Annotated in this window: 10 protein-coding genes; 1 reads left to right on the top strand and 9 read right to left on the bottom strand. The window is 69.2% G+C overall.

Annotated features, from left to right (window positions below; genetic code table 11):
- Positions 1-199 precede the first annotated feature (199 nt).
- The 9 genes from HZA32_06825 to HZA32_06785 all read right to left on the bottom strand — a co-directional run bounded on the left by HZA32_06825 (position 200) and on the right by HZA32_06785 (position 12,056).
- Positions 200-1,048 (bottom strand): CPBP family intramembrane metalloprotease, encoded by an 849-nt coding sequence (locus tag HZA32_06825; GenBank protein MBI5423784.1) that lies wholly within the window; start codon positions 1,046-1,048, stop codon positions 200-202.
- A gap of 41 nt (positions 1,049-1,089) precedes the next feature.
- Positions 1,090-2,043 carry a hypothetical protein gene (locus HZA32_06820; protein ID MBI5423783.1) on the bottom strand — a complete coding sequence of 318 codons (954 nt, stop codon included), beginning with the start codon at positions 2,041-2,043 and terminating at the stop codon, positions 1,090-1,092.
- Positions 2,044-2,264: 221 nt separating this feature from the next.
- The gene (locus tag HZA32_06815) at positions 2,265-3,167 is read right to left on the bottom strand and encodes an alpha/beta hydrolase (GenBank protein MBI5423782.1); all 903 of its coding nucleotides are present in this window, start codon (positions 3,165-3,167) and stop codon (positions 2,265-2,267) included.
- Entirely contained in the window at positions 3,164-3,607 is a 444-nt protein-coding gene (locus tag HZA32_06810) for a hypothetical protein (protein ID MBI5423781.1), read from the bottom strand. Before HZA32_06810 ends, HZA32_06815 begins: the two co-directional genes overlap by 4 nt.
- A 57-nt stretch (positions 3,608-3,664) precedes the next feature.
- On the bottom strand, positions 3,665-4,441 hold the full coding sequence (locus HZA32_06805; protein MBI5423780.1) for a tetratricopeptide repeat protein: 777 nt from the start codon (positions 4,439-4,441) through the stop codon (positions 3,665-3,667).
- 68 nt (positions 4,442-4,509) lie between these two features.
- On the bottom strand, positions 4,510-7,164 hold the full coding sequence (locus tag HZA32_06800; protein MBI5423779.1) for an ABC transporter permease: 2,655 nt from the start codon (positions 7,162-7,164) through the stop codon (positions 4,510-4,512).
- A gap of 18 nt (positions 7,165-7,182) precedes the next feature.
- Complete coding sequence (locus tag HZA32_06795) at positions 7,183-9,825, bottom strand: ABC transporter permease (GenBank protein MBI5423778.1); 2,643 nt, start codon at positions 9,823-9,825, stop codon at positions 7,183-7,185.
- A 53-nt stretch (positions 9,826-9,878) separates the two neighbouring features.
- Entirely contained in the window at positions 9,879-10,208 is a 330-nt protein-coding gene (locus HZA32_06790) for a PadR family transcriptional regulator (protein ID MBI5423777.1), read from the bottom strand.
- Between the two features lie 204 nt (positions 10,209-10,412).
- A complete protein-coding gene (locus tag HZA32_06785; GenBank protein MBI5423776.1) occupies positions 10,413-12,056 on the bottom strand; it encodes an NAD-dependent malic enzyme in 1,644 nt (547 codons plus the stop codon).
- A 208-nt stretch (positions 12,057-12,264) separates the two neighbouring features.
- On the opposite strand from HZA32_06785, the gene HZA32_06780 reads away from it, so the two are divergent.
- The gene (locus HZA32_06780; GenBank protein ID MBI5423775.1) at positions 12,265-13,047 is read left to right on the top strand and encodes a tRNA threonylcarbamoyladenosine dehydratase; all 783 of its coding nucleotides are present in this window, start codon (positions 12,265-12,267) and stop codon (positions 13,045-13,047) included.
- The last annotated feature ends 3 nt before the right edge of the window (positions 13,048-13,050 follow it).

The raw sequence follows: 13,050 nt of genomic DNA, 5'->3' as shown, positions 1-13,050 counted from the left end.
GCGGGGAAAACAGGAAGCGGCGAGAGACGGCGGCGTGATTCGGACTCCTCGGATTTCCGTCCACAAGAATTTATTCCGTCGCGCGTGATGGCAGGAACTGGATCGGCGATGGGGGCGGACATGGCGGGCGATGGACGGTTGGGGTGGAGGATGGCACAGTAAACGGGCGGCGGGTGGGCGGCGCAGGAGTCACCACGCGTCAGGGCGTGATGAACCCGCCGACGTAGCCGACGATCAGCGTCATCACCACCACGCCCTCGATCGCATGCGGGATCACGGCGAACCAGACGCTGCGGAAACGGCGCGTCGGATACGTCCACAGCATCGTGGACACGATGATCGTGGGGATCGTGAGCGGGCGGATGAGATGATAGGTGGCGAAGAGCACCGCGTTGGCCAGCCAGTCCCAGCGGCCAAAGACGCCGCGCATTCGCGGCAGCAGCACGCTGCGGAAGAGCAGCTCCTCGCCCAACGCGTAGTTGAAAACGCACGAGAGCAATCCCATCGCGACGAGCCACCAGGCGCCGATGAACCGCGGGTCGGCGAGCGATTCGAGGCGCGGCTCCGGCACGGCGGCCAACGACGGCGCGAGCCACGTCAATGGCGCGGCGAGCCACTGCGCCACGCGCGTCTCCTCGATGAGAAAGGTGCCCACCGCCACCGGCACGACCCACCACAGCAGCGCGAGACGAGGACGACCGTTGGCGGGATCGCGCGGCGTCCGGAGCCACAGACGCGTGCGCCAGCGGCCCGGGCCGAGCGTGGCGGATTCCGCACGGAGCAACAGGCAGGAGAGCACGAATTGCCACATCATGCCCGCGATCATCAGGCCCCAGAGCACGACGCCGGGATGCAGCCCGAGCGCGGCGCTGAGGTGGGGCGAAACGCCGAAGGCCAGCACCGGCATCGGAAGCGCGGCGGCGGCCCAGATGCCGAGGATTTTACGGAGGCTGTATTGTGGGAGCGCCGGCGATTCCGTCGGCGCCCTCACTGCGGCGTGCCCGCTGCGAGGGCCGTGACCAGTCGCCCCGAAAGGCGGCTGCGTCACGGCGTCGCGAGATTGGGCGGAAACGGGCACGCGGACCGGCGTCAGAAGTTGACCGTCACGCCGAGCGAGCCGTAGCCGGCCTGCGTGCCGTCGGATTTCAGGACGAGGTTGCGGTCGGGATATTCCAAGCGGCGGAGGCCGACGACGCCGACGGCGGCGTTGAGTTGGATGAACTTGGTGACGTTCCAGTTGGCCTGGATGCCGACGCGAGCCTCGATGTGCTCGAGTTTGGTCTCGGTGAGCGGACGGCCGTAAGGATACGTCGCGGCGTCGCGCTGGCGGACGTAGTAGGTGTTCCAACCACCCTCGGCGGCGAGGCCGAGCTCGAGCGTTTCGGAAACTTGCCAGAACACGCCGGTGCGCGGCACGCCGAGCGAGAGGCGCCAGTGGTCGGCGAAGCCCCAGTCGAGGCCGGCGATCGGCAACAGTTGCTGCGAGCCGGTGGCGAGGCTGTCGCCCGCGGCGCCGAAGGCGAATTGCAGGCTATCGCTGATGTGCCACATCGCGAGAGTGGCACCGGTCGCGCCGAAGCCGTCGCTCGAGAGCGAGGTGGTGCCGGCGGTGCGCCAGCCGGGGCGCGCCTGGACCATCAGCGTCCACTCGGGGCTGAACCGGTGCTGCCAGACGAACTCGACGCCGATGTCCTGGAGCTTGTCGGGCAACGGGGCGGACCAGAAGCCCTGCGCGTTCACGCTGGTCTGCGGCGCCACGGGACCGGCCCAGCGCTTGGAGTCGCGGTGAAATTCCGTGCGGCGGGCGGAGAGGGTGAAGGAGATCTGGTCGGCCTCGACCTTCCAGAGGTCGGCGCCGTAGGAGAATTCGGTCTCCGCCGTGCGGACCTCGGGATAGGTTTGGCCAAAGGCCTGGAGGTCGCCGCCGCCGGAGCAGGCGAACGTGCTGCGCAGGGTGGCACCGTGGGCAAATGAGGCGATCGAGAGCGCGGCGGCGAAGAGCGCGACCGGGCGGAACGAAGCGGAAGTCGGAAGGGCAGTCATGCGACGCGCACGCTGCGAATCGAGCAGCCGGCGACAATCGTGCCACAGCGACCGGGCCAGGCGCAGGGTCAGCGGCGGAATTGCGGGGCGGTTGGGCGAGCGCAGAGAGGGCGCGTGAGCGGCCGCGATCGGCCGTTGCGAGGCGCACGTTGATGAGGACGAGGTTCCTTGGTGGGTTCTATTTGTCATGGGAAAAATGGATGGCTCCGTGCCTGCGCAGATCACGGGGCGGGTGGCTGGGATTGCTCCAGGAGCGGGATCACCAACTGGGCGTAGCGCTCGGCGGCTTCGAGTTCGGGGAAGTGCCCGCAGTCGGCGAAGCGCAGGATCTCCGCGTTGGGCGCGATCTCGCGCAGGGTGTCGGGATCGGTGTGGCGGTGTGTGCGGTCGCGTGCGCCCCAGATCAGCGTGCAGGGAGTGGCGATGTCGTGGAGAACGTATCGCGGTTCGCGGGCGAGGCCTTGGGTGATGCCGGCGAGGCACCAGCAGGCGCCACGGGCGAAGGCGCGACGGGCGGGGGCGCGGAACGGCTCGCGTGGGCTGGCGCTGGGCAGGGCGCTGTCATACCAACCGTGCGCGGAGTTCTCCCGCGTGAGCCAGATGGCGGCCTGGCCGAGCACGGGCACGGTCAACGGCCATGGGATGACGTGGCGCTTCCAAGCGTGCATGGCGGCGATCGAGGGAGTTTGCGCGAGCACCAGCCGGGTGACGCGTCGCGGGGCGAGTTGGGCGACGCGCAGTGCGTAGAAGCCGTTGGCGCAGCTGAAGGCCAGCGCGGCCTGGGGGATGCCCAGGGCGTTGAGCATGGCGAGAACGACGCCCGCGCCCTCATCGAGCGAATGCGTGTAGGTGGACGAGGGCAGCGAATGGCCGAAGCCGGGAAAATCGAAGCAGACGACGCGCAGGTGCGGGACGAGCAAGGCGATGAGTTGCGCGTAGTGTTCGATGACGTTCGGCCCGTCGGGCGCGAGCACGAGGCACGGGCCCGGCGTGCCGGAATCGAAGACGCGCACGTCGCCGGCGAAGGTGCGGACGCGGCGGGTTCGCAGCGGGCCGTCGATGGCCGGTTTGCGGCGCGCGGCGGTTAGCCGCGTGAGCAGGGAATCGAGGCGCGCGCCGATCATGCGGCGTTGCGCGGTGACATGCGAGTCGCGCGGCAATGGATCCAGAGCGCGGCGGCGTGGCAGAGGAGCGCGAGGCCGAAGCCGACGACGGCGAGGTTCAGGCCGAGCAGGCGGAGTTCGCCGCGGCCTTCGACGACCATCGAGCCGCCGTAGGTGTCGCGCAGGGCGAAGGCGGCGAGGAAGGAGAGCATGACGATCACGTTGATCGTGCTCGCGGTGCGGACGTCGTGGTGGCGCCAGAGGCGCCACGCGGCGAAGAGGCCGAGCGTGGTGTTGGCGAGCAGTTGCCAGACTTCATGGACGCGGGCGTGCGGCACCCACGCGGGGTTGAAGACGTGCGAGGCGTTGACCTCGAGCAGCGGCACGACGGCGGCGTAGAAAACGATGCCGACGGAGATGAGGAGGCGGGTGCAGAGCGGTGCAGGGTGCAGCGAGGGCATGGCGACGGAGGCGATCAGGTGAGTAAGGAGAGGTAAGGCGCGGCAGGCCGTGCGGCGTCAGGGCGCGGCCAGTTTGGCCAGGGCCTCTTTCGCCGATTGAAAGTTGGGGTTCACGGCGAGGGCGGCTTCGTAGGCGGCCCGGGCGGCGGCCTTGTCGCCGGTGTGCTCGAGGATGTTGCCGAGGCGCCAGTGGGCGGCGTCGTGGCCGGGCGCGCCGGCGGCAGGAGGGAGGGTGAGGCACTTTCGCAGGGCGGCGATGCCGGCCTCGGGGGATTCGCCGGTGACGGCGGTGAGGCGGCCGAGCTGGAAAAGCGCGCCATAGTCGGCGGGCGTGAGGCGGAGTGCGGCGTCGAGCTCGGCGCGGGCCGCGGGGTAGTGCTTGTCGCCGATTTTCAACATGGCGAAGGCGACGTGGCCGCGGGTGGCGTCGCGCTGCTTGATGGCGTCAGCCTGCGCTTGGGCCTTGGCCGGGTCGCCGCCGAAGAGGCCGGGAGCGTTCTGGTAATACGACATGAGGCCGAGCCGCGCGGCGAGGTTGTCGGGGGCGAGCTCGACGGCTTTCTCGTAGGCGCGGAGGCTTTTTTTGGCCCAGCCGGGTTTGCTGAGCATGCCGGCCTCGCGTGCGGCGAGGAGGCAGGCCTCGCCGAGTTGGCGGTGGAGCTCGCCGTCGGTGGGGGCGAGCTTGATGGCTTCCTCGAAGGATTTGATGGCCGCGAAGGGTTCGCCGTGGGCGAGGTGCCGCGCGCCCGCGGCGGCGGCGGTTTCGGGCTGGGCGGCGGCGTGGGCGAGGAGCGGAAGGAGTGCGAGCGGGAGGAGTTGGCGGAGGTGGAGCATGGGAAAAAATGGGCAAGGCTCTGCCCGCCGCGTCCGGGGAGGCGGGCGCGGGGAGAAGGGTGAGGGAGTTAGTCGGCGCGCAGGGCTTGCATGGCGTCGATGCGACCCGCGCGTCGGGCGGGCAGCCAGCAAGCGAGCAGCGCGACGGCGATCAGGATCGCCGTCGTGCCGCCGAGGATGGGAAGCGGCCGAGTTTGGAGGCCGGGAAAGGTGGCGTTGAGGATGGCGGTGACGCCGAAGGTGCCGAGCAGGCCGAGGGCGGCCCCGAGGAGCGCCTGACGGAGACCGGCGCCGAGCACGAGGCGCGTGATGTCGCGGTTGCTCGCGCCGAGCGCGAGGCGGATGGCGAATTCGCCGTGGCGTTGCGCCATCGCGCGGGCGATGACGCCGAAGACGCCGAGCGAGGCGAGGGCGAGGCCGAGCGCGCCGAAGGCGCCGAGGGTGTCGCGGAGCGCGAGGAGGCGGGTGGCGGAGCGGGCGAGGAATTGGTCGGCGGGCTGGAGGTCTTGCAGCGGGATGTCGGGGTCGAGTTCGGCGATGGCGGAGCGGACGCTGTCGACGAGGAGGCTCGGAGCGAGGCGGTCGGCGTGGAGGGCGAGCAGGCATTGGGGAGCCGGGGCCTGCGCGAGCGGTTGGTAGAGGTGGTGCGGGACGGGGTTGCGGCCGGCGTCGAGAGTTTGGAAATCGGCGACCACGCCGACGACCTCGCCCCACGCGGGCACGTCGGTGCCGGTGAAGGCGAGGCGGCGGCCGAGCGGGTTGGCGTCGCCGAAGAAGGCGCGCGCGGTGGCTTGGCTGATGAGGAACACGGGAGGAGCGCCGGCGTCGTCCTGGGCGGTGAAGTTGCGTCCGGCTACGAGGCGGGTGCCGTAGGTGGCGAGGTAGTCCGGGCTGATGCGATTGAGCACGGCGGCCGGTTCGCGTCCGGCGGGTGGCCGTTGCTGGCCGTCGACGACGAGCTTGCGCACCTCGGTCCAGTTGTAGAACGGCGTGGCGGTGGAGAGACTGGCGGTGCGGACACCGGGGAGTGCGGCGAGTCGGTCGAGGACGCGGCGGTGGAACGCGGTGATTTTGCCGGCATCGCCGGAAGTGGCGGCGGGCAGAGTGAAGGTGCCGGTGAGGAGCGGGGCTGATTCCCAGCCGGAGCGACGGTGGTGGAGTTGGTCGAGGCCGTGGATGAAAAGTCCGGCGCAGGAGAGGAGGATCATCGCGAGGGCGAATTGCGCGACGATCAGAGCGTGACGGAAGCGCTGGGAGGATCGCCCGCCGGAGGAGCCTCGGCCGCCGGACTTGAGCGTCTGGTTGAGATCGAGGCGGAGCGCGAACAAGGCGGGCGCCAGACCGAAGGCCGTCGCGGTGACCAAGGCCGCGAGGAAGGCCCAGGCCAGCACGGACCAGTCGAGGGCGAAGACCACTTGCTCGCCATTGGCGGCGGTCGAGCGCAGGGCGGCCCAATCGCGGAACCAAATCGCGACTAGGATCGCGAGCACGGCGCCGGCCAGCGAGAGCAGGAGCGATTCGGCAATCAGCGGACGGAGGAGCTGGAGGCGCGAGGCGCCGAGCGCTCCGCGCACGGCGAACTCCCGGGCGCGGGACATGGTGCGGGCGAGGAGAAGGTTCGCGAGGTTCGCGCAGGCGATGAGCAGCACGAAGGCGGAGAGCGCCACGAGCATCGCCGGGATGGCGCGGCCGATGATGCCGGCAGCGACCGAGGGGAGTGGCACGGCGCGCCAGGAACTGTCGCGATTCTCGTCGGGGAAGTCGTGCGCGAGGCGCGCGCCGAACTCGGCGACGAAGCGCGCGCCCGCCTCCGGGGTGAGCGTGGGCGAGCGACGGCCGAGGATGCGGATCGGGTGCGCCTCGCGGTCGGCGGTCTGCGCGGGGGAGAGCGCGAGCGGTTGGAAGAAGTCGATGCTCCCGAGGTAGCGCCAGTCGTTGAACGAGGCCGGCAGGACGCCGATGACTTCGTGCGGCACGCCGTCCACGCGCACGAGTTGGCCGATGATGTCGGCGCGGGCGCCGTAGCGGTTTTGCCAGACGCGCTGGCTGAGGATGACGACGCGGTCGCGTCCCGGCGTGTCGTCGCCGGATTGGAAATCGTGACCCAACTGGAGGCTCACTCCGAGCAGGGAGAAAAAATTCGGCGCGCAGCGGGCGAGCGTGGCGTGCTCGGCCGGTTGACCGGGCGCGGAGAGAATCGCGTCGGCCACCGTGTAGCCGGTGAATTCGCCGTAGGCTGCCTCCTCGCGGCGCAGCGCGAGATAGTCCGGGGCGGAGTGGTTGTCCTGCGGATTCTGCGGTGTGGTGCGCCAGATGCGGTCGAGGCTGTCGCGATGGGCGTAGGGCAGCGGCTTGAAGACGATGGTGTTGAGCACGCTGAACATCGCGGTGTTGGCGCCGATGCCGAGGCCGAGCGTGACGATGGCGAGAAACGAAAACCCCGGAGCGCGGATGAGTTGGCGCGCGGCGAAGACCAGATCGCGCCAGAAACGTTCGAGTGCGCCCCAGCCGAAGGTGTCGCGGGCGGATTCCTGGAGGGCGGCGGTGTTGCCGAATTTACGCTGAGCGGCGAGGCGGGCTTCGTCAGCGGGGAGGCCGTCGGCGGTGTAGTCGGCGGCGCGTTGCTCGAGGTGAAAGCGCATCTCGTCGACCATTTCGGCTTCGGTGGTGCGACGGTGGACGAGCGTGCGGAGGCGCCGGCGGAATCGACGGAGAAAAAACATGGGCGGGCGTGCGGGAGGTCAGTCGGCGCGGAGGGCGGCGAGGGCGTCGATGCGGCTGGCGCGGCGCGAGGGCAGCCAGCAGGCGAGCAGGGCGACGGAGATCAGGACGAGCGTCGTGACGGCGAGGATCAGCGGGCTGTTGGCGCGAATGCCGCGGAACGCAGACGAGAGCGCCGCGGTGACGGCGTAGGCGCCGGCGAGGCCGAGGAGCGAGCCGAGCAAGGCTTGGCGCACGCCGGCGCCGAGCACGAGGCGGGTGATGTCGCGGGCCTGCGCACCGAGCGCGAGGCGGATGGCGAACTCGCTCGCGCGTTGCGCGGTCGTGCGAGTGATGACGCCGTAGATGCCGAGCGAGGCGAGGCCGAGTCCGAGGACGCCGAACGCCGTGAGCATGTCGCGCAGAAAACGCATCTGATAAAACATGCGGGCAATGGACGCATCGGCCGTGGTCAAGCGCGTGATCGGCAGGTCGGCGTCGAGCGACGCCATGGTGGTGCGAATGGAATCGACGAGCGCGGCTGGGGAGACGCCGGCGGCGCGCACGGCGATCTCGACGGTGCGCGTCGGCTCCTGCGCGAGCGAGGGATAGACGCGCATCGTCACGGTGTTGGGCTCGGGGTCGGCGCTCTGGATGTCAGCGACGACGCCGACGATCTCGCCCCACGCGGGCGCTTTGCCATTGGCGACCGCGATGCGGCGGCCGATGGGGTCGCTCTCGCCGAAGAGGGCGCGCGCGGTGGATTGGCTGACGAGGTAGACGCGCGGCGAGTTGGAGGTGTCGCGCGTATCGAAAGTGCGACCGGCCACGAGGCGCGTGCCGTAGGTGGCGAGATACTGCGGGCTGATGGCGTTGAACATCGCGGCGGGTTCCTGCCCGGGCGCGGGGAGCGGCTGGCCTTCGACGACGAGTTTGCGCACGTCGGACCAATCCAGAAACGGCGTGGCGGCGGAGAGGCTGACGGACTCGGCGCCCGGCAACGCGGCGAGGCGCTCGAGGGTGAGGCGGTGGAACGCGGTGAGTTTGGCGTCGTCGCTGTAGTGGCCGACGGGGAGCAGCATGGAGCCGGTGGCGAGCGGCGCGGATTCCCAGCCGGCGCGGCGATTTTGCGCGTCGTCGACTCCGACGAGGAATTGGGCGGCGCCGGCGAGGAGGACCATCGCGAGCGTGAATTGCGCGACGATGAGGAACTGGCGGAAACGTTGGTGGCCGCGATTGCCCGTGGTGCCGCGACCGCCGCTCTTGAGGGTTTCGTTGAGGTCGAGACGCAGCGCGAACAGGGCGGGACCGACCGAGAACACGAGCGCGGTGAAAAGCGAGGCGGCGAAGGCCCAGCCCATGACGTTCCAGTCGACCGTGAAGATGACTTGCTCGCCGTTGTCGCCGGTCGAGCGCAGCGCAGCCCAGTCGCGGAACCAGTGGGCGATGGCGATGGCCAAACCGCCGCCGAGGAGCGAGAGCAGCAGCGCCTCGGCGAAGAGCGGGCGGAGCAGTTGCAGGCGCGAGGCGCCGAGCGCGGCGCGCACGGCGAGCTCGCGGGCGCGGGCCATGGTGCGGGCGAGGAGGAAGTTGGCGAGGTTGGAGCAGGCGATCAGCAGCACGGCGGCCGAGAGACTGACGAGCATCGGCAGCACGATGAGGCCGCTTGAGCCAGCGGCGTCATTTTGCAGATCGACGGTGTGCCACGTGCTGCCGCGGTTCGCTTCGGGGAACTCGCGCGCGAGGCGTTCGCCGAAGTTGGCAATGAACCCAGCGGACTCGGTGGCGTTGGCCGTGTCGGCGCGCCGGCCCAGCACGCGGAAGCGCGTGCTTTGACGGTCGGTGGCTTCGGCAGGAGTGAGGGCGAGCGGGCGGAAGAAATCGACGACGCCGAGGTAGCGCCAGTCGTTGAAGGACTCGGGCAGCACGCCGATGATCTCGTGCGGCTCGCCGTCGATGCGCACGGTGCGGCCGATGATGTCGGGCGCGGAGAGGAAGCGTCCGCGCCACGTGCGTTGACTGAGAATCACGACGCGGTCGCGGCCGGGCTGGCCCTCATCGGCGTGGAAGGCGCGGCCGAGTTGCGGTGTGATGCCGAGGACGGAAAACAGATCCGTGGTGGCGCGCGCAGCGTAGCCCAACTCGGCGGGGCGGCCGGGCTCGGAGAGGCTGGCGCTGCCGGGCGTGTAGGCGATCACGGCGCGGTAGGGCGAAGGCGCGGCGCGCAGGGCGAGGAAGTCGGCGGCGGAGAGATTGCCTTCGGGGTTTTGCGCGGTGCTGCGGTAGATGCGTTCGAGTTGATCGACGCGTTCGTAGGGGAGGGGCTTGAGGAGGATGCCGTTGACGAGGCTGAACATCGAGGTGTTCGCGCCGATGCCGAGGCCGAGCGTCACGATGGCGAGGAGCGAGAAGCCGGGGGCGCGGACGAGCTGGCGCGCGGCGAAGCTGAGATCTTTCCAGAAGCGCTCGAGCGCGCCCCACCCGAAGGTGTCGCGGGCGTGTTCCTGGAGCGCGGCGGTGTTGCCGAATTTGCGCTGGGCGGCGAGGCGGGCGTCGTCGGGCGCGAGGCCGTCGGCGGCGAGATCGGCGGTGCGTTGCTCGAGGTGGAAGCGCATTTCCTCGGCCATCTCGGCTTCGGCGTTGCGGCGACGGAACAGGGTGCGGAGGCGACGGCGGAGGTTCATGGGGGCGGGCGGTGTGAGGCAGGCAGGCGGGACGCCTGAGCTGCGGCGGGTGATCAGGCGGTTTCCAGGACGAGGGTGATGATGGCGCTCATGCGTTCCCAAATCGCTTGCTCCTTCTCCAACTGCTTCCGGCCGGCGCGGGTGAGGGTGTAGTATTTGGCGCGGCGGTTGTTCTCGGTCATGCGCCACTCGGCTTCGATCCAGCCCTTGTCCTCCATGCGGTAGAGCGAGGGGTAGAGGGAGCCTTCGTCGACTTGGAGCGCGTTCTTGGAGAGCTGCTCGAGCTTGCTGGTGATGCCCCAGCCGTGGAGCTCGCCGCGGCTGAGCACGCGGAGAATCAGGAGGTCGAGGGTGCCGGGAAGGAGTTCGTTTTTGTCAGCCATGAGAGCTTACCTAGATAATCTAAGGCAGCGGAAGCAAGCCTTTACCTAGATAGTCTAAGGCAAGACCCGGAGAGGTGCGGGGAGTTGCAGGAAAAATGCGGCGGCGCGGCGGCGCCGACGGGAAATCGCCGGCACGGCGCAAAGAAAAAGGGCGGCCGCAGTCGGCCGCCCTTTGTTTTGGGGGAATCCGTCGACGCCCGTGCGTCAGACGTAGCTCGGGTAGTGCGGGTCGAACATCGCGTCCTTCACGTGCGCCTCGAGGTCGGCGGGGCGGAGCATGTTCGTGAGGCCGCGGTTGAAGGCGACCTCGGCGACGGCGGTGCCGATCTTTGCGGAGACTTCGCGGATGCGTTTCAGATCGGGGTAGATGCGGCCGACCATGAGGTCCTCCTCGGTGACGAGGTCCGCGAGCTTGCGGGCGGCGACGTAGAACATCTCGTCGGTGACGCGGCGCGCTTCGCTGGCGATGACGCCGAGGCCAACGCCCGGGAAGATGTAGCTGTTGTTGCCTTGGCCGGGCTGGTGCGTGACGCCGAGGTAGTTGACCGGGCCGAACGGACTGCCGCTGGCGAAGATCGCGCGGCCTTCGGTCCAGGTGTAGGCTTGGACCGCGGTGCACTCGGCCTTCGAAGTCGGATTCGAGAGCGCGAAGATGACGGGGCGCTTGTTGATCTTCGCCATGGCCTTCACGACGTCCTCGGTGAACGTCTGCGGCATGCCGGAGACGCCGATGAGCGCGGTGGGCTTGAGCGTCTCGACGGCTTCGAGGAGCGACGTGACCGGCTTGTGGTCGTGCGCGAAACGCAGCTTGTGCTCGACGAGGTCGGTGCGGCTCTTGACGACGAGCGCCTTCGAGTCGACGAACCAGCATTGCTCGCGCGCCTGTTGCTCGGGCACGCCGCTGAGCTTGAGCGCCTCGACGATGAGGTCGCCGATGCCGATGCCCGCCTCGCCTGCGCCGAGGAAGAGGAATTTCTGTTGCGGGAGCGGAATGCCGGTGAGGCGCTCGGACGAGATGAGGCCGGCGAGCGTGACGCCCGCGGTGCCCTGGATGTCGTCGTTGAACGTGCAGGCCTTGTCGCGGTATTGGTGGAGCAGGCGGAAGGCGTTGGAGTTGCCGAAGTCCTCGAACTGGATGCAGGCCTTCGGGAAAACCTGTTGGGCGGCGCTGACGAACTCGGCGACGAGCGCGTCGTATTCGGGGCCGCGGAGGCGCGGCTCGGGCAGGCCGAGGTAGAGCGGGTCGGCGAGGAGGGCGGAGTTGTTGGTGCCGACATCGAGCATGATCGGCAGGCATTGCGACGGGTCGATGCCGGCGCAGGCGGTGTAGAGCGAGAGCTTGCCGACGGGGATGCCCATGCCGTTGGCGCCGAGGTCCCCGAGGCCGAGGATGCGCTCGCCGTCGGTGATGACGATGATGCGCACGTCGGCTTGTGGCCAGTTTTGCAGAATGCCCTTCACGCGACCCTTGTCGTTCTTCGTGATGTAGAGCCCGCGGGGACGGCGGAAGATGTGGCCGTATTTCTGGCAGGCGAGGCCGACGGTCGGCGTGTAGATGATGGGCATCATCTCGCTGAGGTGCTCCATCACGAGGCGGTAGAAGAGCGCTTCGTTGCGCTCCTGGAGCGAGATGAGGTAGATGTATTTCTCGAGGTCGCTCTCCTTGCGGCGGTAATTTTCGAGGACGCGCTCGAGCTGTTGGTCCTGCGTCGCGACGCGCGGGGGCAGGAGGCCGCGCAGGCCGAGCAGATCGCGTTCGGCGTCGCCGAAGGCAGTGCCTTTGTTGAGCAGGGGGTCGTGCAATAGCTCGACGCCACGTTTGCCGTGCAAGTGGTGGGTAGTTGTCATTTGGGATTCCTCCATGCGGCCGGAAAGCTTCGGCCGATGGAGCAGCTTAGCGCTGTGGCGGCGGTAGGGCAGACGTTTCCGGGCCGCGCGGACGGGAATCACGTGGGGGTTTCGAGAAAATCCCGAAAGCTAATAGGGGGCCCGTGCGAGGTTTTGCGCAAAAAATGGGTGGCGGCGGGCGCGGCGCAGGCTACCGGTGTTCGTTTCGATGAACGACGACTACGTCTCCCGCTTCGGTGCGCTGGGCCGGCTCTACGGCGCGGCGGCGCTGCCGCGCCTGCACGCGGCGCACGTGGCGGTCGTCGGCGTGGGCGGCGTGGGCTCGTGGGTCGTGGAGGCGCTGGCGCGCTCCGGCATCGGGGCGCTAACGCTGGTGGATCTCGACGACGTGTGCGTCACCAACACGAATCGCCAGCTCCACGCGCTCGCGGACACGGTGGGCCGGCCGAAGGTGGCGGTGCTCGCCGAGCGGGTGCGCGCGATCAACCCGGATTGCCGCGTGACGACGCACACGGAGTTTTTCACGGCGCAGAGCGCGGAGCGGTTGCTGGCGACGAAGTTCGACTGGCTCGTCGACGCGATCGACGGCATGGCGAACAAGGCGTTGCTCATCGCGTCGTGCACTCAGCGCGGCCAGCCGGTGCTCACGATCGGCGGTGCCGGCGGCAAACGCGATGCGACCCGCATCCGCGTGGGGGATCTCGGCGAATCGCAGGGCGACGACCTGCTGCGCCAAGTGCGCAAAAAGCTGCGAAGCGACCACGGGTTCGCGCGCGGCGAGGGACAAGTCTACGGCGTCCCGTGCGTGTTCTCGGGCGAGAAGCCGGTGTTCCCGTGGGCGGATGGCACTTGCTCGGTCGAGCCTGAGCCCGGCACGAGTCTGAAGCTCGACTGCGCGAGCGGCTTCGGCACGGGCGTGTTTGTGACGGGCGCGTTTGGTTTCGCCGCCGCGGGCGAAGTGGTGCGCCGCATCGCCGGGGCGGGCGCTTGACGG

This window comes from Opitutia bacterium (genome assembly GCA_016217545.1).
Taxonomy (GTDB): Bacteria; Verrucomicrobiota; Verrucomicrobiia; order Opitutales; family Opitutaceae; genus Didemnitutus.
Note: the sequence above shows the minus strand (reverse complement) of the source record. Positions and strands in the feature narration are given on the sequence as shown.

Coding starts and splice junctions, on each gene's coding strand:
- HZA32_06810 (MBI5423781.1), bottom strand. CDS start 3,607: ATGCCCTCGCTGCACCCTGCACCGCTCTGCACCCGCCTCCTCATCTCC.
- HZA32_06795 (MBI5423778.1), bottom strand. CDS start 9,825: ATGAACCTCCGCCGTCGCCTCCGCACCCTGTTCCGTCGCCGCAACGCC.
- HZA32_06780 (MBI5423775.1), top strand. CDS start 12,265: ATGAACGACGACTACGTCTCCCGCTTCGGTGCGCTGGGCCGGCTCTAC.
- HZA32_06785 (MBI5423776.1), bottom strand. CDS start 12,056: ATGACAACTACCCACCACTTGCACGGCAAACGTGGCGTCGAGCTATTG.
- HZA32_06800 (MBI5423779.1), bottom strand. CDS start 7,164: ATGTTTTTTCTCCGTCGATTCCGCCGGCGCCTCCGCACGCTCGTCCAC.
- HZA32_06815 (MBI5423782.1), bottom strand. CDS start 3,167: ATGATCGGCGCGCGCCTCGATTCCCTGCTCACGCGGCTAACCGCCGCG.
- HZA32_06790 (MBI5423777.1), bottom strand. CDS start 10,208: ATGGCTGACAAAAACGAACTCCTTCCCGGCACCCTCGACCTCCTGATT.
- HZA32_06805 (MBI5423780.1), bottom strand. CDS start 4,441: ATGCTCCACCTCCGCCAACTCCTCCCGCTCGCACTCCTTCCGCTCCTC.
- HZA32_06820 (MBI5423783.1), bottom strand. CDS start 2,043: ATGACTGCCCTTCCGACTTCCGCTTCGTTCCGCCCGGTCGCGCTCTTC.